This window comes from Ensifer sp. SL37, from assembly GCF_026672675.1.
In the GTDB taxonomy this organism is placed as follows: Bacteria; Pseudomonadota; Alphaproteobacteria; order Rhizobiales; family Rhizobiaceae; genus Ensifer; species Ensifer adhaerens.
In genome coordinates, this window is record NZ_JAPPRN010000006.1 from 1 (window position 1) to 23,231 (window position 23,231).

The following is a 23,231-nucleotide window of genomic DNA, read 5'->3' on the forward strand; positions in this document are numbered from 1 at the left end:
CTGGAGGACTTTTCAGGCCGCTCCGCGGCCTGCACCCGATCTTCGGTCACGGCGGTCATCCTGCCTTCCTTCGCCTCGTCACTTCGTTGCGATCAGCTTGTTGATCGCCGCTTCGACGGTCATCGTCTCGCGCTCGCCGGTCTTGCGGTCCTTGACCTCGACTTCGCCATTGGCGATCGAACGCGGTCCGACGATGATCTGGACCGGAACGCCGATCAGATCAGCCGTCGCGAACTTCGCACCGGCGCGGTCGTCCCTGTCGTCGAGCAGCGCCTCGAATCCAGCCTTGCCGAGTTCAGAATAGAGCGTCTCGCAGGCGCCGTCGCAAGCGGCATCGCCCGCTTTCATGTTGATGATGACGCCATCGAACGGCGCGATCGACTTCGGCCAGATGATGCCGTTGTCGTCATGCGAGGCTTCGATGATCGCCGGCACCAGACGGGTCGGGCCGATGCCATAGGAGCCCATGTGCACTGCATGCTCCTTGCCGTCGGGGCCGAGAACCTTGGCGCCCATGGCTTCGGAGTACTTGGTGCCGAAATAGAAGATGTGGCCGACTTCGATGCCGCGGGCCGACAGTCGGTCGCCCTCGGCAACCGCGTTGAAGGCTGCCTCGTCGTGCATTTCCGACGTCGCCGCATAACGCGAGGTCCACTTGTCGAAAATCGTCTTCAGGCCGGCAACGTCATCGAAATTCGTGTCTTCGCCCGGAATATCGAAGCCGAGGAAATCCTTATGGCAGAACACTTCGGACTCGCCGGTGTCGGCGAGGATGATGAATTCGTGGCTGAGATTGCCACCGATCGGGCCGGTATCGGCGCGCATCGGAATGGCGCGAAGGCCCATGCGCGCGAATGTGCGCAAGTAAGCGGCAAACATCCGGTTATAGGCGTGTTCGGCCCCTTCCCGATCGAGATCGAAGGAATAGGCGTCCTTCATCAGGAATTCGCGCGAGCGCATGGTGCCGAAGCGCGGACGGATCTCGTCACGGAACTTCAGCTGGATGTGGTAGAGATTGAGCGGCAGGTCGCGGTAGGACTTCACGTAGGAACGGAAGACGTCCGTGATCATTTCCTCGTTCGTCGGGCCGTAGAGCATCGGCCGGTCCTGCCGGTCCTTGATACGCAGCATTTCCTTGCCGTAGGCGTCGTAGCGACCGCTTTCCTGCCACAGCTCGGCAGACTGGAGGGTCGGCATCAGAAGCTCGATCGCGCCGGAGCGGTTCTGCTCCTCGCGGATGACCGCGTTGACCTTGTCGAGAACCCGCTTGCCCAGTGGCAGCCAGGTATAGATGCCCGAAGACTGCTGCCGGACCATGCCCGTGCGCAGCATGAGGCGGTGGGAAACGATTTCCGCTTCCTTGGGATTTTCCTTCAGGATGGGCATAAAAAAGCGGGACAGGCGCATGACGGGTTCCAGAACTTGATGAACGTCGCACTATCGGCGGATTCGGGCGAAATGACGTTGAGCGAGATGCCGGCTTCACCTTTTGATTGGTAAAGGCGACCGCTGCTTCTCGGGTCGGGCTCTCCATTTTCCATCACCGGCAAAGCCGGCAGGAACCTTTAGGAGCCTTGCGTTCATAGCTGCTTCGCCGGCGGAAGAAAACCCTGCTCTCCGTTGTCACGGACAGAGAAAGCATCCACGGATTTTCAGGGGGAACTCGACGCCGCTCCTGCGTCAAAAGAGCACGCTAGTAACAAGATTACGACAGTAATTGTCAACGGGAATATTTTACCCGACTGTAGCAAAAATGCAAAAAAACAGGATGACAGAGCCCAATGTTTGGGCTAGTTTCGGCTCACAAAACAGGCATGAAGACTAAATTCTTGCCGACTTTCGCGGTCAAGTCTTGGGAGGATAAGATCTTAGGCGCGCTTCGTCGCTGCCGCCGGAAACGGATTAAAGATCACGCGAAACTTGAAAAACAAGGCTTTTAGCCTTGTTTTTTTTTGCTTTTCAGCAAGAGACAGACGCGTGAAGCACCTTACAAAATTGAACTATGTCAATTTCACGGCGGTCAATCCTGCAATTGCCCGGGTTTTGCCCACGGGCATGCGCGCAGGCTCCGTCAAGGCACAGATGTGCCCATCAAATTGCACAGAACATGTCGCATTGAGAGCGACCGGCTCACGCGGCGGCCACGATGAACTTATCAATCAAATTTTGGGTAGAAACGCGGAATGGAATCTATGCCGTAGCCGAGCCTGACGGACAGGATATACCAGGCAAGTTGAATGACGGCCGCAATCACCGTCGTCAAAAGCACGACACGCTTGGCGTTGAACTTCGCCGGGGCGCTCTCGACACTCCCCGGAACGACGCTGTTTTCTTCAGCCTGAGTGCGCACGCCGAGGGGCAGCACGGCAAAGAGCGTGATCCACCAGATGATGAAGTAGATGGCAAAGGTCGAAAAAAGCGGCATTTCAAGCTCCCGGTGAAGGCGATCGGCAAGACAGCGAGCAACCCGCGTTTCGCCGCGACTTCCGCGACATTCCGTTCGCCTTATAGCGCTGACCGCCCGATCGCACAAACCGGCATCGCGCGATCTACTGTCACACCTCTTCGAGTTCGATCAGCGTACCCTGAAAATCCTTGGGATGCAGGAAGAGCACCGGCTTGCCATGGGCGCCGATCTTCGGCTCGCCATCGCCCAACACTCGCGCTCCGGCGGCGCGCAACGCGTCGCGCGCCGACAGGATGTTCTCTACCTCGTAGCAGATGTGATGCATCCCACCCGAAGGGTTCTTCGCCAGGAAAGCGGCAATCGGTGAGCCCTCGCCGAGCGGCTCCAGCAGCTCGACCTTCGTGTTTGCAAGCGTGACAAACACGACGGTGACGCCGTGTTCGGGCAAAGCCTGTGGCTCGGTGACGGAGGCGCCGAGCGTCGAGCGATAGCTTTCGGCGGCGGAGTGAAGATCCGGCACTGCGATGGCGATGTGGTTCACTCTTCCAAGCATTGCGATCTCCCGCTTTGACGTCCGGTTCCGCTTACATGGTCACGGGCGACCGGCCAATCAGACTTTGGTGATAAACACCGTGACGATCGGCTTCTTGCCCCAGATCTGGTTGGCGGTGCTGCGCACGGCGCGGCGGACCGCCTCCTGCAGCATTGCCAGATCCTTGCGCTTTGCCCGCGGAATGCTCTCGACGGCGCCAAGAATGGCGTCATAGAGCGTGTCCTCCATGTCCTCGCCCTCGTCGTCGAACTCCGGCAAGCCGATCGCGACGATATCCGGGTCGCCCAGGAAATCGTAGCGGCTGTCGAGAACGACGTTGACGGCGACATGGCCGGCGAAGGAGAGCTTGCGGCGTTCGCCGATGCCCATCTCCTCGAAATCGCCGATGAGGCTGCCGTCCTTGTAGATGCGGCCATGGGGCGCTTCGTCGATCACTTCGGCGGGACCTGGCGCAAGACGCAGCATTTCGCCGTTCCTGAGACGCGGAACGCTGGCGATGCCGGACTGCCGGCCCAGTTCGCCATGCGCCGTCAGATGCGCCGCCTCGCCATGAACAGGTACGAGGATCTGCGGCCGTAGCCACTGGTACATCTGCTGCAGCTCGGTGCGACGCGGGTGGCCGGATACGTGCACCAGCGCCTCGCTGTCGGTGATGATGTGGATGCCCTGTTCCACCAGGCCGTTCTTGATGTCGTTGATCGCCTTTTCGTTGCCCGGGATCGTGCGTGAGGAAAACACGACCGTGTCGCCAGCCGAGAAGGCGACATTTCGCATCTCGTCACGGGCGATCTTGGCAAGGGCTGCCCGCGGCTCGCCCTGGCTGCCAGTCAGGATGACCACGACCTTGTCGCGCGGCACGTAGCCGAACTCGTCTTCGGCGAGGAAAGGTTTGATGCCTTCCATCAGCCCAAGATCCGTAGCGACGGCGACGACCCGCTTCATCGAACTGCCGAGCAGAAGCACATCCCTGCCGGCCTCTTCCGCCGCTTCGGCGATCGAGCGGATGCGCCCGACATTCGAGGAGAACGTCGTGATCGCCACCCGCCCCTCAGCGTTCGCGATGATCTTCGTCAGGCTTTCGGAAACCTCCTGCTCCGACGGCGAAACGCCGTCGCGCATCGCATTGGTGGAATCGCAGACGAGCGCAAGCACACCTTCATCGCCGATCTGGCGGAAGCGTGTCTCGTCGGTCAACGGTCCGAGCGACGGGTGAAGGTCGATCTTCCAGTCGCCGGTATGAACCACGGTGCCGACCGGCGTGCGAATGATCAGCGACATCGGCTCGGGGATCGAGTGGTTGACGCCGACGGCCTCAATCTCGAAGGGGCCGACATTGATGCGGTCGCCCTGCTTGAAGATCGTGATGGGGATCTCGCCCCGGCTCTTCTCGAAGTCCCGCTTGGCTTCGAGCATGCCTGCCGTGAACGGCGAGGCATAGACCGGCACATTGAGACCGGGCCACAGGTCGTTCAGACCGCCATAGTGGTCCTCGTGCGCATGGGTGATTATGATCGCCTTGAGATTGCGGCGCTCTTCGGCGAGAAAGCCGATATCGGGGAGCACGAGGTCGACCCCCGGGAGCTCTGGCCCCGGAAACGTCACACCGCAATCGACCATGATCCACTGGCGGCTGCCCGGCCGTCCGTAGCCGTACAGGCCAAGATTCATGCCGATTTCACCGACGCCGCCGAGCGGCAAGAACACCAATTCTTCTTCTTGCGCCATGTCGTGTTGCGCCCCTGTTCCAAATTTATCCGAAAAATACGTCGCCGGCGGCAATCGCCTGCGTCATGCCGTTGCCGGTGTCGAGCACCAGCCGTCCGGCCTCATCAATACCGGCAAAGCGTCCTGAAAGCGACCGGTCCGGCAGGTTCACGGTTATCGTTTCACCGATGCCGCGGGCTGCTGCCCGCCATTGTTCGATCGTCGTGGCGATACCGGCGCCCCGATCCCAAACCTGCAGGGTCTCCGCCATCGTCAGGAACAGGCGCGCAAACAGTTCGTCGGGCGAAACCGACGCACCTTCGTTGGCCAGCGACGTCACGGGATAGAGCCCTTCATCCGGCTGGACCGCGATGTTGATGCCGCAACCGATGACCAGCGCCCGGCGCCCGTCCGGGAGGCTTTCGCCTTCAAGCAGGATACCGCAGGTCTTCTTGCCGTCGATCAGGATGTCGTTCGGCCACTTGATCTCCACCGGCGCCGAACCCGGCGGCATCACCTGGCGGATCGCCCTGTGAACGGCGACGGCGACAGCAAGCGGCAAAGAGTGCAGGTGCTCGACCGGTGCCGGCTCGATGAGGAGAAGCGAAGCGTAGAGATTGCCCGGTTCGGAGAACCATGCCCGGCCGCGACGTCCGCGCCCGCCGGTCTGCCTGATGGCCGTGACCCAGAGATTGCCCGGGTCACCCTGGCGCGCACGCGCCAGGCATTCACTGTTGGTCGACCCGACCGCATCGAGAGCGACGTGCCGGAAATCGTCGAGCGAGATCCGGCCGCCACTTTCAAAGGCGATCAAAAGAAGGTCCGCGCCGCGACTTCAGCGGCGTTTCCGAGCGGGCCGCCGATGAGCACGTATCCGAGAACGAACAGGCCCGAGAGACCGAACACCAGCCGCAGTTCGCCGGCGGTGCGGGCGAACTCGCCCTTGGCATCGTCGAACCACATCACCTTGATGACGCGCAGGTAGTAGTAGGCGCCGACGACGGATGCGAGGACGCCGATGATGGCGAGCGCATAGAGCTGGGCTTCGATGGCCGCCATGAAGACGAAGTACTTCCCGAAGAAGCCTGCCATTGGCGGGATGCCGGCGAGCGAGAACATCAGGACGGTCAGCACCGTCGCCATGAAGGGGTTGGTCTGCGAGAGACCGGCGAGATCGTCGACGTTCTCGACGTTTTCGCCTTCCTTGCGGCGCATCGCCAGGATGCAGGCGAAGGTGCCAAGCGTCATGACCATGTAGATGAGCATGTAGAGCAGCACGCCACGAACACCAGCCATGGAGCCGGCGGCAAGGCCGACCAGCGCGTAGCCCATGTGGCCGATCGAGGAATAGGCCATCAGGCGCTTGATGTTCTTCTGGCCGATCGCCGCGAAGGCACCGAGCAGCATCGATGCGATCGAGATGAAGACGATGATCTGCTGCCAGTCAGCAACGACAGGCTCGAAGGCATTGATGACGATGCGAACGAGGATCGCCATGGCGGCGACCTTCGGTGCCGCCGCGAAGAAGGCGGTGACCGGCGTTGGCGCGCCTTCATAAACGTCAGGCGTCCACATGTGGAACGGCACGGCCGAGATCTTGAAAGCGAGGCCGGCGAGTACGAAGACCAGACCGAAGATCAGGCCGAGCGAGCGGCCTTCAGCCGTCAGCGCAGCCGCGATCTGGGTAAAGCCGGTGTGGCCGGTGAAGCCGTAGATCAGCGACATGCCGTAAAGCAGCATGCCCGAAGAAAGCGCACCGAGGACGAAGTACTTCAGGCCGGCTTCCGTCGAGCGGATGCTGTCGCGGTTGATGGCAGCGACGACATAAAGGGCCAGCGACTGCAGTTCCAGCGACAGGTAGAGCGAGATCAGGTCGTTGGCCGAGATCATCAAGAGCATGCCGAGCGTCGCCAGCACCAGAAGCACTGGGAACTCGAAACGGTCAATCTGGGCGGAGCGCGCATGGCCGACCGTCATCACCAGGGCGGTGATGGAGCCGATCAGGGCCAGAACCTTCATGAACTTGGCGAAGGGGTCCGACAGGAAGGCGCCGCCATAGGCTTCGCCTTCACCGGTCTTAAGCACGAGCCAGAGGCCAGCGATGATCAGGAGGGCAACCGCAAGACCGGTGACCGTCGACGCCGACTTCTCGCCGGAAAACACGCCAATCATCAGCAACGCCATCGCGCCGACCGCGAGGATCAGCTCGGGGATCGAGAGTTGCAGGCTTGCAAGGAGGGTTTCAGCAGTCATGTCCAATCACGTCCTGTGGTCATTGCACCGAAAGCGCAACGTTTTGCGCTGCCTGCAGGGCTGCGGAGTAGTTGTTGACGAGCAGATCCACGGAGGCCGCGGTCGCATCGAAGATCGGTGCCGGATAGACGCCGAAGAAGATCGTCAGGATCACCAGCGGATAAAGGATGGCCTTTTCGCGCGGCGACAGGTCGAGCAACGCCTTCAGGCTTTCCTTTTCCAGCGCGCCGAACACGACCCGGCGATAGAGCCAGAGCGCATAGGCGGCCGACAGGATCACGCCGGAGGTGGCAAAGAGCGCAACCCAGGTGTTGGCACGGAAGGCACCGACGAGGGTCAGGACTTCGCCGACGAAGCTGGACGTGCCCGGCAGGCCGACGTTCGCCATGGTGAACACCATGAAGGCGACGGCGTACTTCGGCATGTTGTTTACGAGGCCGCCATAGGCGGCGATTTCGCGGGTGTGCAGGCGGTCGTAGACAACGCCGACGCAAAGGAAGAGCGCGCCGGAGACGATGCCGTGCGACAGCATCTGGAAGATCGCACCCTGCACGCCCTGAACGTTGGCGGCAAAGATACCCATCGTCACGTAGCCCATGTGCGCAACGGACGAATAGGCGATCAGCTTCTTGATGTCGGTCTGCATCAGCGCCACCAGCGAGGTGTAGATGATGGCGACGACCGAAAGCGTGAAGACGAACGGCGCGAAGTAATCTGAGGCCAGCGGGAACATCGGCAGCGAGAAGCGCAGGAAGCCGTAACCGCCGAGCTTCAGCAAGACGCCGGCCAGAATGACCGAGCCCGCCGTCGGCGCCTGAACGTGTGCGTCGGGAAGCCAGGTGTGGACCGGCCACATCGGCATCTTCACCGCAAAGGAGGCGAAGAAGGCGAGCCACAGCCAAGTCTGCATCTGACGCGGGAAGTTATAGGCCAGTAGCTGCGTGATGTCGGTCGTACCGGCCTGCCAGTACATCGCCATGATCGCGAGCAGCATCAGCACTGAGCCGAGCAGCGTATAAAGGAAGAACTTGTAGCTGGCGTAAACGCGGTCCTTGCCGCCCCAGACACCGATGATGAGGAACATCGGGATGAGACCGGCTTCGAAGAACACGTAGAAGAGCACGATATCGAGCGACACGAAGACGCCGATCATGAACGTTTCCAGGACCAGGAACGCGATCATGTAGGCCTTCAGCCGCTTCTCGATCGACAGCCAGCTCGCCAGTACGCAGAACGGCATGAGGAAGGCCGAGAGCACCACGAACAGCATCGAGATACCATCGACACCGAGATGGTAGGAAATGCCGGTGCCGAGCCACTCGTGCTTCTCGATCATCTGGAAGCCCGGGTTCGAGGAATCGAACTGGTACCAGATGTAGACCGACACGGCGAAGGTGAAGATCGTCGTCAGCAGCGAAACGTTCAGGATATTCCGGCGGCCGTAGGCGCTGTCTTCCCTTGTGAGCAAGAGAAGCAGGACGCCGACGAGCGGCATGAAGGTGACCGCGGAAAGTACGGGCCAATCGGTCATCAGAAGGAACTCCTGAACATCATCCAAGTAACAAGCGCGGCAATGCCGATCAGCATCGCAAACGCGTAGTGATAGAGGTAACCAGTCTGCAGGCGGACAACGCGGTCAGTGACGTTGAGCACACGTGCGGCAATGCCGTTCGGGCCGTAGCCGTCGATCACGCGACCGTCGCCTTCCTTCCACAGGAAGGTGCCGAGCCACTTGGCCGAGCGTACGAACAGGAAGTCATAGAGCTCGTCGAAGTACCACTTATTGAGCAGGAACTGGTAGAGGCCACGGTGCTGCTCTGCCAGATACTTCGGCAGTTCCGGCCGGCGGATATACATGTACCAGGCCGTGAAGAGGCCAAGCGCCATGGCGACAAACGGGCTCCACTTAACCCACTTCGGCACGTGGTGGTACTCATGCAGGATTTCGTTTTCCGCCGAGGTGAACAGCGCACCCTTCCAGAATTCGGCATAGCCTTCGCCGAAGAAGTGATCGTGGAAGATGAAGCCGGCGACCAGCGCACCGACGCCAAGGATATAGAGCGGCACCAGCATGACCTGCGGCGATTCATGCACGTGATGCATGACATCCGAGGAAGCGCGCGGCTTGCCATGGAAGGTCATGAAGGTCAGGCGCCACGAATAGAAGCTGGTGAAGAGTGCCGCGACAACGAGCAGCGCATAGGCGAAACCGGAAACCGAGCTGTGGGCGGCATAGGCGGACTCGATGATCGCGTCCTTCGAGAAGAAGCCCGCGGTACCGATGATCGTGCCAGGGATGCCGACGCCGGTCAGTGCGATCGTGCCGATGAACATCATCCAGTAGGTAACCGGAATGTGCTTCCGGAGACCGCCCATGTAACGCATGTCCTGCTCGCCATCGACGGCGTGGATGACCGAACCGGCACCCAAGAACAGCAGAGCTTTGAAGAAGGCGTGCGTGAACAGGTGGAAGATCGCCGCGCCATAGGCACCGACGCCGAGGGCCACGAACATGTAGCCGAGCTGCGAGCAGGTCGAATAGGCGATGACGCGCTTGATGTCGTTCTGGACGAGGCCGACGGTCGCCGCGAAGAAGGCGGTGATCGCGCCGATGATGGTGACGACGGTCAGCGCATCCGGCGACAGCTCGAACACCGGCGACATGCGGGCGACGAGGAAGACGCCGGCGGTAACCATGGTTGCGGCATGGATAAGAGCCGAAACCGGGGTCGGGCCTTCCATGGCGTCCGGAAGCCAGGTGTGCAGCAGGAACTGCGCCGACTTGCCCATCGCGCCCATGAAGAGCAGCAGGGATGCGGCGGTGATGGCATCAGCCTTGTCGAGGTGCATGCCGAACAGGGTGACGACGGCCTCCCCTGCTCCCGCACCTTCGGCCGGCAGATAGGTCTTGGCGGCAGCGAAGATCGTTTCCAGGTTGACCGAGCCGAACAGCACGAAGACCAGGAAGATACCGAGCGCGAACCCGAAGTCACCGACGCGGTTGACGATGAAGGCCTTCATCGCAGCAGCGTTGGCCGACGGCTTCTTGTACCAGAAGCCGATGAGCAGGTAGGACGCAAGACCCACGCCTTCCCAGCCGAAGAACATCTGCACCAGGTTGTCCGAGGTGATGAGCATCAACATCGCGAAGGTGAAGAGCGACAGATAGGCAAAGAAGCGCGGACGATGCGGATCGTGGTGCATGTAGCCGATCGAATAGACATGCACGAGGGTCGACACCGTGTTGACGACCACGAACATGACCGAAGTCAGCGTATCGACGCGGAACGCCCATTCGACATCGAAGGTGCCGGACTGGATCCAGCGCAGCACCGAAACCTTGATCATTTCCTGGTGGCCCATGGCGACGTCGAAGAAGACGTACCAGGAGAGCGCAGCGGCAATGATCATCAGACCGCTGGTGACATATTCCGATGCCTTGGCGCCGATCGAACTACCGAAGAGGCCGGCGATCAGAAAGCCGATCAAAGGCAGGAAGACGATAGCCTTGATGATGGTATCCATAGCCCAATCAGCCCTTCATCATGTTGACGTCTTCAACAGCGATCGAGCCGCGGTTGCGGTAGAAGACGACGAGAATTGCAAGTCCGATGGCCGCTTCCGCAGCCGCGACGGTCAGGATGAACAGGGCAAAGACCTGGCCAGTGATGTCATTCAGGAACGCCGAGAAGGCGACCATGTTGATGTTGACCGCGAGAAGAATGAGTTCGACCGACATCAGGATGACGATGACGTTCTTCCGGTTCAGGAAGATGCCGAAGACGCCCAGCGTGAACAGGATGGCGCTGACGGTGAGATAGTGGGAAATTCCGATTTCCATTTTTTGTTCCTCGATCTCGCGTCCGACTTAAATGCCCTGGCCGGGCTTGACCGTGACCACTTCGACGGCGGTCTCGGGCGTGCGGGCAACCTGCTGCGGGATGTTCTGGCGCTTGATGTTTTCGCGGTGGCGCAGGGTCAGCACGATCGCGCCGATCATGGCGACGAGCAGGACCAGGCCGGCGATCTGGAAGAAGTAGACGTAGTGCGTGTAAAGCACGTCGCCGAGCGCTGCCGTGTTCGTGCGGTCGGCGACCGCCGGGATCGGCATCGAAATCGACTTGGCGATCTCGGGCGAGAACGTCGCACCGCCAACCACGATGATGAGCTCGGCTGCAAGGATCAGACCGATCAGCGCGCCCACCGGCGCATATTCAAGCACGCCGGCCCGCAGTTCCGCGAAGTCGATGTCGAGCATCATAACCACGAACAGGAACAGCACCGCGACCGCGCCGACATAAACGACCAGCAGGATCATCGCGAGGAATTCGGCGCCAGTCAGCAGGAACAGACCTGCCGCGTTAAAGAAGGTCAGGATCAGGAACAGAACCGAATAAACCGGGTTCCTGGCCGCAATGACCATGAATGCCGACGCCACCGCGATGAAGGCAAAGAGATAGAAAAAAAGAACCTGCAGACCCATGATCGGTGCCTTCTTCGTCTTGCACGGCGTGAGGCGCTTCTGGCCCCACTCCACAGGCAAAGCCGGACACGCGTCCGGCCGTTGCCCAAACCTATGTCACATGCACCGCCCTCCCCGGGGCGGCGCTACGCTCTGGCCTCAGCGATAGGGCGAGTCCATTGCGATGTTGCGTGCGATTTCCCGTTCCCAACGGTCGCCGTTGGCGAGGAGCTTGTCCTTGTCGTAGTAAAGCTCTTCGCGCGTCTCGGTGGCGAACTCGAAGTTCGGGCCCTCGACGATGGCATCGACCGGACAGGCTTCCTGGCAGAAACCGCAATAGATGCACTTCACCATGTCGATGTCGTAGCGAACCGTACGGCGTGTGCCGTCGTTGCGGCGCGGGCCGGCTTCGATGGTGATGGCCTGTGCAGGACAGATCGCCTCGCACAGCTTGCAGGCGATGCAACGCTCTTCACCGTTCGGATAACGGCGCAGCGCATGCTCGCCGCGGAAGCGCGGGCTGACCGGTCCCTTTTCGAAGGGGTAGTTCAACGTCGCCTTCGGCTTGAAGAAATAGCGCATCGACAGAAAGAACGCGCCGACGAATTCCTTCAGGAACAGCGAGCTGACGGCTTGCGAAAGACCGGCCATCATTTACCTCCAGAGTTGCCGGCCTGGGAGCGACCGGCGGTATGCTGCCAAACGTGAGCCATCGTCATGCGGCTCCCGTCAGCTTGAGAACGAACGCAGTGATCACGACCATTGCGAGAGAGATCGGCAGGAAAACCTTCCAGCCAAGACGCATCAGCTGGTCGTAGCGGTAACGCGGCACGAAGGCCTTCACCATCGCGAACATGAAGAACACGAAGGATGCCTTCAGCACGAACCAGATGATGCCGGGTACCCAGTTGAGGAACCAGACGTCCACCGGAGGCAGCCAGCCACCGAGGAACAGGATCGTCGTCAGCGCGCACATCAGGCAGATGGCGGCATATTCGCCGAGCATGAACATCATGTAAGGCGTGGAGCCGTACTCGACCATGAAGCCGGCGACGAGTTCGGATTCCGCTTCGGGAAGGTCGAAAGGCGGGCGGTTCGTTTCGGCCAGCGCCGAAATGAAGAACACGATGAACATCGGGAACAGCGCCAGCCAATGCCAGTCGAGGAACGACGCCGGCAGGCCGAGGTTGGTGCCGATGCCGCTCGACTGCGCGTTGACGATGTCCGTCAGGTTCAGCGAGCCGACGCAGAGCAGGACGGTGACGATAACGAAGCCGATCGAGACTTCGTAGGAGACCATCTGAGCTGCGGAGCGAAGCGCGCCGAGGAAGGGATATTTGGAGTTCGACGCCCAGCCGCCCATGATGATGCCATAAACTTCAAGAGAAGATATGGCGAACACGAAGAGGATGCCGACGTTGATGTTCGCGATCACCCAGCCGGCGTTGAGCGGGATCACGGCCCAAGCGGCGAGCGCCAGCGTCACGGAGACGAGCGGGGCGAGCAGGAAGATCGCCTTGTTGGCGCCGGCCGGGATAACCGGCTCCTTGAAGACGAACTTCAAAAGGTCGGCGAAGGACTGGAAAAGTCCCCAGGGGCCCACCACATTCGGACCGCGGCGGAGCTGAACTGCAGCCCAGATCTTACGGTCTGCGAGCAGGATGTAGGCGATGAAAAGCAGCAGCGCGACCAGGAGCAGCAGCGACTGGGCGACCATGATGATCGCGGGCCAGACATAGGTCGAAACGAAAGCGTCCATGATACTCTATTCCCTCGCGCTCATTCCGCCGCAGCTTTGAAATTGTTGCGTGCCAAAGCCGAGCATTCGGCCATGACGGCGGATGCGCGCGCTATCGGGTTCGTCAAATAGAAGTCTTTGACCGGAGACGCAAACACGGATTTGCCCATCTCACCGGCTTTTTGACCAAGTGCGGCAATTTCGTCGCCGTTGCCGCCCGCGATCGCGTCGATATCGGCGAAATGCGGGTGGGCCGCATAGAGCTTCGAGCGCAATTCGCCAAGCGAATCAAAGGGCAGCTTCTTGCCGAGCACGTCGGAGAGCGCGCGGATGATCGCCCAGTCCTCGCGTGCGTCGCCCGGTGCGAAGCCGGCGCGGTTGCCGATCTGAACGCGGCCTTCGGTGTTGACCCAGGTGCCGGACTTTTCGGTGTAGGTCGCGCCCGGCAGGATGACGTCGGCGGCATGTGCGCCGTTGTCGCCGTGCGAGCCGATATAAACCGTGAAGCCGGACTTGCGTTCCGCAAGGTCGATCTCGTCGGCGCCGAGCAGGAAGAGAACGTCGGAGGCGGTGACCATCTCGGCCGCCGTCTTGCCGTTCGCGCCCGGAACGAAGCCGAGGTCGAGACCACCGACGCGGGAAGCGGCCGTGTGAAGAACGGCAAAACCGTTCCACTCGGCGGTAACCGCACCGACGGCGCCTGCGAGCTTGGCGGCGGCAGAAAGAACGGCAGCGCCGCCCTCCCCTGCAACAGCACCCTGGCCGATGAGGATCATCGGGCGCTGCGCCTTCTTCAAGGTCGCTGCAAACTTGCCCTTGCCCGAGACGAGCTCGGCGAGCGTTTCGGTGCCGGCGCCGAGATACTCGTATTCGTAACGCAGTTCGCCCGGCTCGCCGATCACGGCGATCGGGAAGTTGCCCATGCGGTAGCGCTTGCGGATGCGGGCGTTGAGAACCGAAGCCTCAAAGCGCGGATTGGAGCCGATGATCAGCAGCGCGTCAGCGCTTTCGATGCCAGCGATCGTCGGGTTGAAAAGGTAGCTGGCGCGACCGAGCGACGGGTCGAGTGCGGCGCCATCCTGGCGGCAGTCGACACTCTCGGAGCCGAGCGCTGCGATCAGCTGCTTCAGCGCGTACATTTCTTCGACCGAAGCGAGGTCGCCGGCAATGGCGCCGATCTTGTCGCCGGAAGTCTGGGCGACGGCAGCCTTGACCGCCTGGAAGGCTTCGCCCCACGTTGCCGGCTGCAGACGGCCGTCCTTCTTGACGTATGGACGATCGAGGCGCTGCGTCTTCAGGCCATCCCAGATGAAGCGGCTCTTGTCGGAGATCCACTCTTCGTTGATGTCCTCATTGACGCGCGGCATGATGCGCATGACTTCGCGGCCGCGGGTATCGACGCGGATCGCCGAACCGAGCGCGTCCATCACGTCGATGGATTCGGTCTTGTTCAGCTCCCACGGACGGGCGGTGAAGGCAAACGGCTTCGAGGTCAGCGCACCGACCGGGCAGAGGTCAACGACGTTGCCCTGCAGTTCGGAGGTCATCGCCTGCTCGAGATAGGTGGTGATCTCGGCGTCTTCGCCGCGGCCGATCAGGCCAAGTTCGGCAATGCCGGCAACTTCGGTCGTGAAGCGAACGCAGCGCGTGCAGTGAATGCAGCGGTTCATCACGGTCTTGACGAGCGGGCCGATATACTTGTCTTCGACGGCGCGCTTGTTTTCCTGGTAGCGCGAGCTGTCGATACCGAAGGCCATGGCCTGGTCCTGCAGGTCGCATTCGCCGCCCTGGTCACAGATCGGGCAGTCGAGCGGATGGTTGATCAGCAGGAATTCCATCACGCCTTCGCGCGCCTTCTTGACCATCGGCGTGGTCGTGAAGACTTCCGGCGCTTCGCCGTTCGGGCCCGGACGGAGGTCGCGCACGCCCATGGCGCAGGAAGCGGCGGGCTTGGGCGGCCCTCCCTTCACCTCGATCAGACACATGCGGCAGTTGCCGGCGACCGAAAGCCGCTCGTGGAAACAGAAGCGCGGAACTTCAGCCCCGGCCTCTTCGCACGCCTGAAGCAGCGTGAAATGATCCGGTACCTCGATCTCTTTTCCGTCGACTTTCAGCTTTGCCATCTTCGTACTCAATCCTGTCTTCCGTCCGTCGGCCCATCGGCGACGCACAATTCCAACACAGCCTTGCTGCTTGCGGGCGATGGCCGTCCCCGGTCCCCGCCCTGTTGTCTCAAGCGCCTTTCAGCGCCTTGGCCTGTCCAACCCAATCGTCCCGCTTGATCCGCCCGCCGAAACCGAGTTCGTCGTCGAAGCGGGCGACATCCGCCTCGCTCCAACCGGCGATGTCGGCAAAGCCGCTGATGCCCTTCGCGTTCAGCACCTGCTCGAGCTTCGGGCCGATGCCGGAGATCCGCTTCAGGTCGTCGGTGGCTTTCGCCTTGGCGCGCGTCGCGCGAACCTTGACCACCTTTTGAGCGGCAACCTTCTCGACCACCGGCTTTGCGGCTGCGCGCTTGGCAGGCGCGGACGGCTTGGCGACCGGTTCCGGCTTTGCGTCGGCCTGCACCGTCTTTGCGACAACGGCAGTCGTCGTGTCAGACGATGCGGGCTCTGCCCGCTTCTGCGCCGCCTCGACGGCCCCTTGCATCGCGCCGATCATGGCGCCCGCAATCTGGGTCGTGAGACCGAAGCCGATCGCGGTCGCTGCTGCAACTGCGGCTACCGGGTGAACCATCAGCGGATGCAGCGGCACCTGTGAAAGGCCCTTCATCCATTCGCCCATGCCGAACGGGTCGGCCGGATCGCCGCCAAGCGGACGTGCGAACGGAATGCCTGCTTCGGCCTGTCCCTTCATCTGTCCCTCTTCGCGTGCGCCGGCCATCGTCGGGTTACTCCGCCGCTTCCAGAACCGCGCCATGCGACGACGCATTGCGCGTATATTCGTCGATGCGCTTTTCCATTTCCGGACGGAAATGCTTGATCAGGCCCTGGATCGGCCAGGCAGCTGCGTCGCCGAGGGCGCAGATCGTGTGGCCTTCCACCTGCTTGGTGACGTCGAACAGCATGTCGATTTCGCGCTTCTGGGCGCGGCCCTGAACCATGCGTTCCATGACGCGCATCATCCAGCCGGTGCCTTCGCGGCACGGCGTGCACTGACCGCAGCTCTCGTGCTTGTAGAAGGCCGAGAGACGCCAGATCGCCTTGATGATGTCCGTCGACCTGTCCATCACGATGACGGCGGCGGTTCCAAGACTGGAACCGACCTCGCGCAGGCCGTCGAAATCCATGATCGCGTCCTTCATCTGCGCGCCGGGCACGCAAGGAACGGACGAACCGCCGGGAATGACGGCGAGCAGGTTGTCCCAGCCGCCGCGAATGCCGCCACAGTGCTTTTCGATCAGCTCATGGAACGGGATCGACATAGCGTCTTCGACCGTGCACGGGCGGTTGACGTGACCGGATACCGAATAGAGCTTGGTGCCGTGGTTGTTCGGGCGACCGAAACTCGTGTACCAGCCGGCGCCGCGGCGCAAGATCGTCGGGGTTACCGCGATCGACTCGACGTTGTTGACGGTCGTCGGGCAGCCGTAGAGGCCCATGTTGGCCGGGAACGGCGGCTTCAGGCGCGGCTGGCCCTTCTTGCCTTCAAGGCTTTCGAGCAGAGCCGTCTCTTCGCCACAGATGTAGGCGCCGGCACCATGGTGCACGTAGATGTCGATGTCGTAGCCGAGCTTGTTATTCTTGCCGAGCAGGCCATAGGCGTAGCACTCGTCGATCGCCGCCTGCAGCGCCTCGCGCTCGCGGACGAATTCGCCGCGGACGTAGATGTAGGCGACATGGGCACCCATGGCGAAGCTGGCGACGACGCAGCCTTCGATCAGCGTATGCGGATCGTGACGCATGATGTCACGGTCCTTGCAGGTGCCGGGCTCGGACTCGTCGGCGTTGACGACGAGGTAATGCGGACGGCCGTCGCTTTCCTTCGGCATGAAGGACCACTTGAGGCCCGTCGGGAAGCCGGCGCCGCCACGACCGCGAAGGCCGGAAGCCTTCACTTCGTTGACGATCCAGTCACGGCCCTTTTCGAGCAGCTGCTTGGTGCCGTCCCAGTGGCCGCGCGCCATGGCGCCCTTCAGGGACTTGTCCTTGAGGCCGTAGATATTGGTAAAGATGCGGTCTTCATCTCTGAGCATAATTCACCTCTTTACCGCGGCTTCTTGCCGAAGACCTTGATGTATTCGGCTTCGCCGCCCTTGGCGAGCGCCTTGGCCTGCTTGACCCAGTCGTCGCGTTCGATGCGGCCCTTGAAATTCAGGTATCCGTCGACCCACTCGCGCTCCGCCTTCTTCCACGAAGCAACTTGCGCGTAGGTGTAGATGCCCAGTTCGTTGAGCGTACCCTCGATCTTCGGACCGACGCCCGAGATCAGCTTGAGATCGTCGGTCGCTGCCGGCTTCTCGATGCCGGCCGGACGGTTCTTGTCCTCCAGCGACGGCTTGCCGGAGACGGCAGCAGCCTTGGCCGGCTTCGACTTGTCGATAGTGTCGCCTTCCACCTTGGCGTTGGCAGCGGCTTCCGCCTTTGCCGTCGCCGGGGTCTTCAGCGATGCGTCGGTCACGGCCGACGCGGTCTTGGCTCGGCCGGCGTTCGACGGCGGCACGGAGACGGCCGGAGCATCGCTCACCTTCTTGGTGGCGCTGGCCGCAGCCTTGGCCGGAGCCGCATCCGCAAGCATGAGGGTCGTCGGGCCGCCTTCCGGAGCCGAATAGATGCGATCGATCTGCGGACCGGGGGTGACTTCAGCACCCTTGCCTGCTTCGAAACGGTCGATGATCTGCTCGAGCTGCTCGGGCGTCAGGTCTTCGAAGGTGTCCTTGAAGATCATGACCATCGGCGCGTTGACGCAGGCGCCCTGACATTCGACTTCTTCCCAGGAAAGCGTACCACTCTCGTTCAGGGTGAAGGGATCATGGGCAATCTTGCTCTTGCAAACCTTGATCAGGTCTTCGGCGCCACGCAGCATGCAGGGCGTCGTACCGCAAACCTGAATGTGGGCGCGCGTGCCGACCGGCTTCAACTGGAACTGGGTGTAGAAGGTCGCAACTTCGAGCGCGCGGATGTACGGCATGCCGAGCATGTCCGCGATGGACTCGATGGCGGCCTTCGTGACCCAGCCGTCCTGGTCCTGAGCGCGCATCAACAACGGGATGACGGCAGACTGCTCACGACCCTTGGGGTACTTATTGATCGTTTCCTTCGCCCAGGCGGCGTTCTCCTTGCTGAAGGCAAAGCTCGCTGGCTGGACGGTGTCTTCGGCTAGTCGACGAACGGACATTCTAGTGGACACCTTATCAGTTAATCGAACCGCACCGCGATTTCGTCACCGAGACGAATTCGCAGGCATAGGCTGACTGGTCTTTCTGCAAAAATACGATGTAGCGCGTGCCATTGGCGACCGCGGCCTTGATCTCGTAGCCCTTGGCAACGAGATCGGCCATCGAGCCCCCGCGCATGCCGCCCGACGTCGCGCCGCTTTCGACCTGCTCCTGTGCAGAAACGGTCGATGCAAGCGCGAGAAGAGCGAGCGTGGCCAGGGGCGCGAGACGCATCAGCGGTCCACCTCACCGAACACAATATCGAGGGAGCCCAGCACGGCCGAAACGTCGGCAAGCTGGTGTCCCCGACAGAGGAAATCCATCGCCTGCAGATGCGCATAACCTGGGGCACGGATCTTGCAGCGATAGGGCTTGTTGGTGCCGTCGGAGACGAGATAGACGCCGAATTCGCCCTTCGGCGCTTCGACGGCGGCGTAAACTTCGCCGGCCGGCACGTGGTAGCCTTCGGTATAGAGCTTGAAGTGGTGGATGAGCGCTTCCATCGAACGCTTCATCTCGCCGCGCTTCGGCGGAACGATCTTGCCGTCGAGCGACGAAACCGGGCCGACCTTGGCATCGCCGAGCAGGCGATCGACGCACTGGCGCATGATGCGGGCCGACTGGCGCATTTCGATCATACGGATCAGATAACGGTCGAAGCAGTCGCCGTTCTTGCCGATCGGGATATCGAACTCGAGATCCGAATAGCACTCATAAGGCTGCGAACGACGCAGGTCCCAGGCAGCGCCCGAGCCACGCACCATCACGCCCGAGAAGCCCCAGGCCCAGGCATCGTCGAGCTTGACGACGCCGATGTCGACGTTGCGCTGCTTGAAGATGCGGTTGCCGGTCAAGAGTTCGTCGATGTCGTCGACGGTCTTCAGGAACGGATCGATCCACTTGCCGATGTCTTCGACGAGTTCGTGCGGCAAGTCCTGATGGACGCCGCCCGGACGGAAGTAGGCCGAGTGCATGCGCGCGCCGCAGGCACGCTCGTAGAACACCATCAGCTTTTCGCGCTCTTCAAAGCCCCAGAGCGGCGGCGTGAGCGCGCCGACGTCCATGGCCTGCGTCGTGACGTTCAGAAGATGCGAGAGGATGCGGCCGATTTCCGAATAGAGGACGCGGATGAGCTGGCCGCGGATCGGAACTTCGGTCGCCGTCAGCTTCTCGATCGCCAGCGCGTAGGCATGCTCCTGGTTCATCGGTGCCACGTAGTCGAGGCGGTCGAAATAGGGCACGGCCTGCAGGTAGGTCTTGGTCTCGATCAGCTTTTCGGTACCGCGATGCAGCAGGCCGATATGCGGATCGACGCGCTCGACGATTTCGCCATCAAGCTCGAGCACCAGACGAAGAACGCCGTGCGCCGCCGGATGCTGCGGACCAAAGTTGATGTTGAAGTTGCGGACGTTATGTTCGGTCATACCGATTGCTCCAGGTCGGACGGCAGCCGTTCACCGGCTACCGCGGACCACTTAGTCTCACCGTGCTTTCGCCTTCTCGTCGCCGGGCAGCACGTAGTCCGTGCCTTCCCAGGGAGAGAGGAAGTCGAAGTTGCGGAATTCCTGCTTCAGTTCGACGGGTTCGTAGACGACGCGCTTTGCTTCGTCATCGTAACGCACCTCGACAAAACCGGTGACCGGGAAGTCCTTGCGCAGCGGATGTCCTTCGAAACCGTAGTCCGTCAGGATGCGACGCAGGTCAGGATGGCCGGTAAACAGGATGCCGTACATATCGTAGGCTTCGCGCTCGAACCAGTCGGCACCGGGATAGACCGGCGTTGCCGACGGAACCGGCTCGTTCTCGCCGGTTGCGACCTTGACGCGCACGCGCAGGTTCTGGCGCGGCGACAAGAGATGATAGACAACGTCGAAACGGTCCGGCCGCTGCGGCCAGTCGACGCCGCAGACATCGACGAAATTGACGAAGGCGCACTGCACATCGTCACGAAGGAACGTAAGCAGCGCGATCAGGTTCGCCGACGTCGTCGTCAGCGTCAGCTCGCCATAGACCAGCGATGCGTCGGAGATCAGCGCACCGCGCGTTTCGCGCAAGTAGGACGCAAGCTCATTCAGGGCTTCACTCATATCAAAGACCCCCTGCCCTTAGCGCTCGATCGTGCCGGTCCGGCGGATCTTCTTCTGCAGCAGGAGCACGCCGTAAAGCAGCGCTTCTGCCGTGGGAGGACAGCCTGGCACGTAGATGTCGACGGGAACGACGCGGTCGCAACCGCGAACAACCGAATAGGAATAGTGGTAGTAGCCGCCGCCATTGGCGCACGAACCCATCGAGATGACGTAACGCGGCTCCGGCATCTGGTCATAGACCTTGCGGAGCGCAGGCGCCATCTTGTTGGTCAGCGTGCCGGCGACGATCATGACGTCGGACTGGCGCGGCGAGGCGCGCGGCGCAAAACCGAAGCGTTCGGCGTCGTAGCGCGGCATCGACATCTGCATCATTTCGACCGCGCAGCAGGCGAGACCGAAGGTCATCCACATCAGCGAACCGGTACGCGCCCAATTGATGAGCTCATCGGTCGAGGTGACCAGAAAACCCTTGTCGGCGAGCTCATTGTTGATCTCGCCGAAGAATGCATCATTGCTGCCAATCGGCTTGCCGGTGGAGGGATCGATGATCCCTTTCGGCTTGGGCGCAACGAGCGTGGTGCCGGAGGTCAGTTCCATTCCAGCGCTCCCTTCTTCCATTCATAGATAAAGCCGATCGTCAGCACACCGAGGAACACCATCATTGACCAGAAGCCGAACCAGCCCAATTCATGGAACGAAACCGCCCAAGGAAAGAGGAAGGCAACTTCGAGGTCGAAGATGATGAAGAGGATCGACACGAGATAGAAGCGGATGTCGAACTTCATGCGGGCGTCGTCGAACGCATTGAAGCCGCACTCGTAGGCCGACAGCTTTTCCGAATCAGGAGCCTTGAAGGCGACGGCGAAGGGAGCAATCAGAAGCGCCACACCGATCACCAATGCGATTCCAATGAAAATCGCGATCGGAACGTAGGAACCGAGAAGTTCAGTCATTGTTATCCGTCCCTGCCTGCGGGAGGGCGCATGGGAGAGCGCCAGAACAACAAATCTCGCAGGCCGAAAAATATGTTGCAACGCCGGAGTGGTTAGCGCAGCCCGCGCCGTCGCGCAAGCCTTGAGGGGCCATTTAAACCGCTTCGCAACACAGGATCGGACGGGTGATACCGACAAAGCGCGGATTCGCAGGCCGACGCGAACTTTACGGTAAAACAAAGCGAGACGAGACAGATTGCCGCAGCGCACAATCCGGCCCTAGAGCCGACGCAATTCGCAGTAAGGACGGAGAGAAGAAATGGCGCGAGTGACGGGGCTCGAACCCGCGACCTCCGGCGTGACAGGCCGGCACTCTAACCGACTGAGCTACACCCGCGCATGATGACCGCGAACGGTCATTAGTACCACCATCGGCCCTCGTTGAGAACGCCTAGGCAAATCCAGATCAAGAGTGGCGCGAGTGACGGGGCTCGAACCCGCGACCTCCGGCGTGACAGGCCGGCACTCTAACCGACTGAGCTACACCCGCATCATCTTGACTTGGTTGAGGCGTTTCCGCCCCGCATCGAGCAGCAGCGCCGTTCGATGAGCGGCTAACTAAGCGGTTCGGATTGGGGTGTCAAGCGTGTTTGAAGACAAATCCGTGACGGAATGAAAATTGATCCACAGGGCGATAAAAGGATCGAAATCGGAATGGACCAATGGCGCCTGCCGCCACCGGCCCGCCGTCACCTATCCCAACACGCACTCGTCGATGCGCGTACACGGAGGCTGATTCCGAATTGCCTCCCCTCCCTCACCCGTTCGCCGTTACCGAGGCGCCGTCCGCGCATTTTGTCCACAAGCACGAAGCCCGCAGTTTCAGGGTGTCGCGCAACCGCCAACAAAAAAAATCATAAAAACGATACAAATGCTCTTGCGGTTTTTTTCGGTTACGCCTAGATCACGGCCACCGACGCGGCGGACTGATCCGGTCCAAACGCGGAAGGGCGATTAGCTCAGTTGGTAGAGCGCCTCGTTTACACCGAGGATGTCGGGAGTTCGAGTCTCTCATCGCCCACCATTTTCTCCCACAGAAAATCATCACCAAATCTGCTCAAATTGCTGTTCGCGTTATCGCGTGCCGTTTGCGATAGGCCTGCCGCTTCGAATTGCTTTGGCTTTAGAGCTCAGCCGTCAACGGTCGGGAATCAGGGATTCGGCGGCCTCGATCGCGATACCCGCCACCGTCAGCCTCGCCGGAGCAGCAAACCCGCCATATCCCAACGTATCGATAGGCCCACCAGCGCTACCCGCCGCGATACTGCTCGTCGCTGACATGCTCCAGCCAATCCACAGCCTTGCCGTCGAGCGCTTCCTGAATCGCAAGATGCACCATGGCCGTATCGGGTGCTGCACCGTGCCAGTGCTTTTCGCCCGGCGGGAACCAGACGACATCGCCCATACGAATCTCTTGCACGGGGCCACCCCAGCTTTGCACGAGACCACGGCCGGAGGTGACAACCAGGGTCTGGCCGAGCGGGTGCGTATGCCAGGCCGTCCGAGCGCCGGGTTCGAAGGTGACGCTGACAGCGCGGACGCGCGCCGGGTCTGCGGCCTCGATCACCGGGTCCTGGCGTACCGTGCCAGTGAAGTATTCCGCCGGGGCGCGCATCGAAGGTCTCGATCCACCGGGTATGATGTCCATATCTCGTTCC

General features: G+C 61.3%; 22 protein-coding genes and 3 tRNA genes. 1 reads left to right on the forward strand and 24 read right to left on the reverse strand.

All coding sequences use genetic code 11. The annotated features are described in order from the left end of the window. Positions 1-78: 78 nt before the first annotated feature. From proS to OVA00_RS12120, 23 genes are all read right to left on the reverse strand, one after another. Positions 79-1,407, reverse strand: coding sequence for a proline--tRNA ligase (gene proS, locus OVA00_RS12010; protein ID WP_034803555.1), 1,329 nt, complete (start codon positions 1,405-1,407; stop codon positions 79-81). A gap of 748 nt (positions 1,408-2,155) precedes the next feature. Further along, complete coding sequence (locus OVA00_RS12015; RefSeq protein ID WP_034803557.1) at positions 2,156-2,425, reverse strand: DUF1467 family protein; 270 nt, start codon at positions 2,423-2,425, stop codon at positions 2,156-2,158. 130 nt (positions 2,426-2,555) lie between these two features. Further along, positions 2,556-2,960 (reverse strand): methylmalonyl-CoA epimerase, encoded by a 405-nt coding sequence (gene mce, locus OVA00_RS12020; RefSeq protein ID WP_034803559.1) that lies wholly within the window; start codon positions 2,958-2,960, stop codon positions 2,556-2,558. A 57-nt stretch (positions 2,961-3,017) separates the two neighbouring features. Next, the gene (locus tag OVA00_RS12025; protein ID WP_268089002.1) at positions 3,018-4,685 is read right to left on the reverse strand and encodes a ribonuclease J; all 1,668 of its coding nucleotides are present in this window, start codon (positions 4,683-4,685) and stop codon (positions 3,018-3,020) included. 25 nt (positions 4,686-4,710) lie between these two features. Then, positions 4,711-5,475: a biotin--[acetyl-CoA-carboxylase] ligase gene (locus tag OVA00_RS12030; RefSeq protein ID WP_162727209.1), complete on the reverse strand. Its 765-nt coding sequence runs from the start codon at positions 5,473-5,475 to the stop codon at positions 4,711-4,713. Further along, on the reverse strand, positions 5,475-6,917 hold the full coding sequence (gene nuoN, locus OVA00_RS12035) for an NADH-quinone oxidoreductase subunit NuoN (protein ID WP_034803562.1): 1,443 nt from the start codon (positions 6,915-6,917) through the stop codon (positions 5,475-5,477). Before nuoN ends, OVA00_RS12030 begins: the two co-directional genes overlap by 1 nt. A 19-nt stretch (positions 6,918-6,936) precedes the next feature. Continuing rightward, the gene (locus OVA00_RS12040; RefSeq protein ID WP_060522197.1) at positions 6,937-8,448 is read right to left on the reverse strand and encodes an NADH-quinone oxidoreductase subunit M; all 1,512 of its coding nucleotides are present in this window, start codon (positions 8,446-8,448) and stop codon (positions 6,937-6,939) included. Continuing rightward, a complete protein-coding gene (nuoL, locus tag OVA00_RS12045; protein WP_034803566.1) occupies positions 8,448-10,442 on the reverse strand; it encodes an NADH-quinone oxidoreductase subunit L in 1,995 nt (664 codons plus the stop codon). The genes OVA00_RS12040 and nuoL overlap by 1 nt, the downstream gene beginning before the upstream one ends. A gap of 7 nt (positions 10,443-10,449) precedes the next feature. Then, on the reverse strand, positions 10,450-10,758 hold the full coding sequence (gene nuoK / locus OVA00_RS12050; protein ID WP_034803568.1) for an NADH-quinone oxidoreductase subunit NuoK: 309 nt from the start codon (positions 10,756-10,758) through the stop codon (positions 10,450-10,452). 27 nt (positions 10,759-10,785) lie between these two features. Beyond that, positions 10,786-11,400, reverse strand: coding sequence for an NADH-quinone oxidoreductase subunit J (locus OVA00_RS12055; protein ID WP_034804235.1), 615 nt, complete (start codon positions 11,398-11,400; stop codon positions 10,786-10,788). Between the two features lie 138 nt (positions 11,401-11,538). Then, complete coding sequence (gene nuoI / locus OVA00_RS12060; RefSeq protein ID WP_025426590.1) at positions 11,539-12,030, reverse strand: NADH-quinone oxidoreductase subunit NuoI; 492 nt, start codon at positions 12,028-12,030, stop codon at positions 11,539-11,541. Positions 12,031-12,094: 64 nt separating this feature from the next. Further along, positions 12,095-13,138 (reverse strand): NADH-quinone oxidoreductase subunit NuoH, encoded by a 1,044-nt coding sequence (gene nuoH, locus OVA00_RS12065; protein WP_034803570.1) that lies wholly within the window; start codon positions 13,136-13,138, stop codon positions 12,095-12,097. A gap of 20 nt (positions 13,139-13,158) precedes the next feature. Then, positions 13,159-15,240, reverse strand: a complete 2,082-nt coding sequence (gene nuoG, locus OVA00_RS12070) for an NADH-quinone oxidoreductase subunit NuoG (RefSeq protein ID WP_268090324.1) — start codon at positions 15,238-15,240, stop codon at positions 13,159-13,161. A gap of 109 nt (positions 15,241-15,349) precedes the next feature. Then, the gene (locus OVA00_RS12075; RefSeq protein ID WP_268089003.1) at positions 15,350-16,000 is read right to left on the reverse strand and encodes an NADH:ubiquinone oxidoreductase; all 651 of its coding nucleotides are present in this window, start codon (positions 15,998-16,000) and stop codon (positions 15,350-15,352) included. 7 nt (positions 16,001-16,007) lie between these two features. Then, the gene (nuoF, locus tag OVA00_RS12080; RefSeq protein ID WP_034803581.1) at positions 16,008-17,312 is read right to left on the reverse strand and encodes an NADH-quinone oxidoreductase subunit NuoF; all 1,305 of its coding nucleotides are present in this window, start codon (positions 17,310-17,312) and stop codon (positions 16,008-16,010) included. A gap of 11 nt (positions 17,313-17,323) precedes the next feature. Then, a complete protein-coding gene (locus OVA00_RS12085; protein ID WP_268089004.1) occupies positions 17,324-18,454 on the reverse strand; it encodes an NADH-quinone oxidoreductase subunit E in 1,131 nt (376 codons plus the stop codon). A 16-nt stretch (positions 18,455-18,470) separates the two neighbouring features. After that, positions 18,471-18,728, reverse strand: coding sequence for a hypothetical protein (locus tag OVA00_RS12090; RefSeq protein ID WP_034803583.1), 258 nt, complete (start codon positions 18,726-18,728; stop codon positions 18,471-18,473). Then, entirely contained in the window at positions 18,728-19,918 is a 1,191-nt protein-coding gene (locus OVA00_RS12095) for an NADH-quinone oxidoreductase subunit D (RefSeq protein WP_060522193.1), read from the reverse strand. Before OVA00_RS12095 ends, OVA00_RS12090 begins: the two co-directional genes overlap by 1 nt. 57 nt (positions 19,919-19,975) lie before the next feature. Continuing rightward, a complete protein-coding gene (locus tag OVA00_RS12100; RefSeq protein WP_268089005.1) occupies positions 19,976-20,581 on the reverse strand; it encodes an NADH-quinone oxidoreductase subunit C in 606 nt (201 codons plus the stop codon). 18 nt (positions 20,582-20,599) lie between these two features. Beyond that, positions 20,600-21,178, reverse strand: a complete 579-nt coding sequence (locus OVA00_RS12105; protein ID WP_034803591.1) for a NuoB/complex I 20 kDa subunit family protein — start codon at positions 21,176-21,178, stop codon at positions 20,600-20,602. Continuing rightward, positions 21,169-21,534 carry an NADH-quinone oxidoreductase subunit A gene (locus tag OVA00_RS12110; RefSeq protein ID WP_034803593.1) on the reverse strand — a complete coding sequence of 122 codons (366 nt, stop codon included), beginning with the start codon at positions 21,532-21,534 and terminating at the stop codon, positions 21,169-21,171. The genes OVA00_RS12105 and OVA00_RS12110 overlap by 10 nt, the downstream gene beginning before the upstream one ends. A gap of 299 nt (positions 21,535-21,833) precedes the next feature. Further along, a tRNA-Asp gene (locus OVA00_RS12115) sits at positions 21,834-21,910 on the reverse strand. Between the two features lie 76 nt (positions 21,911-21,986). Continuing rightward, positions 21,987-22,063: transfer RNA gene (locus OVA00_RS12120), tRNA-Asp, on the reverse strand. Positions 22,064-22,521: 458 nt separating this feature from the next. Between OVA00_RS12120 and OVA00_RS12125 the strand changes: the two genes are divergently transcribed. Continuing rightward, positions 22,522-22,597, forward strand: a tRNA-Val gene (locus tag OVA00_RS12125). Positions 22,598-22,822: 225 nt separating this feature from the next. Here the strand turns inward: OVA00_RS12125 and OVA00_RS12130 are convergent. Continuing rightward, positions 22,823-23,221, reverse strand: coding sequence for a (R)-mandelonitrile lyase (locus tag OVA00_RS12130; protein WP_089044036.1), 399 nt, complete (start codon positions 23,219-23,221; stop codon positions 22,823-22,825). Positions 23,222-23,231 lie beyond the last annotated feature (10 nt).

Excerpts from the sequence above, each read along its gene's own strand:
- proS (WP_034803555.1), bottom strand. The coding sequence starts at position 1,407 with ATGCGCCTGTCCCGCTTTTTTATGCCCATCCTGAAGGAAAATCCCAAG.
- OVA00_RS12015 (WP_034803557.1), bottom strand. The coding sequence starts at position 2,425 with ATGCCGCTTTTTTCGACCTTTGCCATCTACTTCATCATCTGGTGGATC.
- mce (WP_034803559.1), bottom strand. The coding sequence starts at position 2,960 with ATGCTTGGAAGAGTGAACCACATCGCCATCGCAGTGCCGGATCTTCAC.
- OVA00_RS12025 (WP_268089002.1), bottom strand. The coding sequence starts at position 4,685 with ATGGCGCAAGAAGAAGAATTGGTGTTCTTGCCGCTCGGCGGCGTCGGT.
- nuoN (WP_034803562.1), bottom strand. The coding sequence starts at position 6,917 with ATGACTGCTGAAACCCTCCTTGCAAGCCTGCAACTCTCGATCCCCGAG.
- OVA00_RS12040 (WP_060522197.1), bottom strand. The coding sequence starts at position 8,448 with ATGACCGATTGGCCCGTACTTTCCGCGGTCACCTTCATGCCGCTCGTC.
- nuoL (WP_034803566.1), bottom strand. The coding sequence starts at position 10,442 with ATGGATACCATCATCAAGGCTATCGTCTTCCTGCCTTTGATCGGCTTT.
- nuoK (WP_034803568.1), bottom strand. The coding sequence starts at position 10,758 with ATGGAAATCGGAATTTCCCACTATCTCACCGTCAGCGCCATCCTGTTC.
- OVA00_RS12055 (WP_034804235.1), bottom strand. The coding sequence starts at position 11,400 with ATGGGTCTGCAGGTTCTTTTTTTCTATCTCTTTGCCTTCATCGCGGTG.
- nuoI (WP_025426590.1), bottom strand. The coding sequence starts at position 12,030 with ATGGCCGGTCTTTCGCAAGCCGTCAGCTCGCTGTTCCTGAAGGAATTC.
- nuoH (WP_034803570.1), bottom strand. The coding sequence starts at position 13,138 with ATGGACGCTTTCGTTTCGACCTATGTCTGGCCCGCGATCATCATGGTC.
- nuoG (WP_268090324.1), bottom strand. The coding sequence starts at position 15,240 with ATGGCAAAGCTGAAAGTCGACGGAAAAGAGATCGAGGTACCGGATCAT.
- OVA00_RS12075 (WP_268089003.1), bottom strand. The coding sequence starts at position 16,000 with ATGGCCGGCGCACGCGAAGAGGGACAGATGAAGGGACAGGCCGAAGCA.
- nuoF (WP_034803581.1), bottom strand. The coding sequence starts at position 17,312 with ATGCTCAGAGATGAAGACCGCATCTTTACCAATATCTACGGCCTCAAG.
- OVA00_RS12085 (WP_268089004.1), bottom strand. The coding sequence starts at position 18,454 with ATGTCCGTTCGTCGACTAGCCGAAGACACCGTCCAGCCAGCGAGCTTT.
- OVA00_RS12090 (WP_034803583.1), bottom strand. The coding sequence starts at position 18,728 with ATGCGTCTCGCGCCCCTGGCCACGCTCGCTCTTCTCGCGCTTGCATCG.
- OVA00_RS12095 (WP_060522193.1), bottom strand. The coding sequence starts at position 19,918 with ATGACCGAACATAACGTCCGCAACTTCAACATCAACTTTGGTCCGCAG.
- OVA00_RS12100 (WP_268089005.1), bottom strand. The coding sequence starts at position 20,581 with ATGAGTGAAGCCCTGAATGAGCTTGCGTCCTACTTGCGCGAAACGCGC.
- OVA00_RS12105 (WP_034803591.1), bottom strand. The coding sequence starts at position 21,178 with ATGGAACTGACCTCCGGCACCACGCTCGTTGCGCCCAAGCCGAAAGGG.
- OVA00_RS12110 (WP_034803593.1), bottom strand. The coding sequence starts at position 21,534 with ATGACTGAACTTCTCGGTTCCTACGTTCCGATCGCGATTTTCATTGGA.
- OVA00_RS12130 (WP_089044036.1), bottom strand. The coding sequence starts at position 23,221 with ATGGACATCATACCCGGTGGATCGAGACCTTCGATGCGCGCCCCGGCG.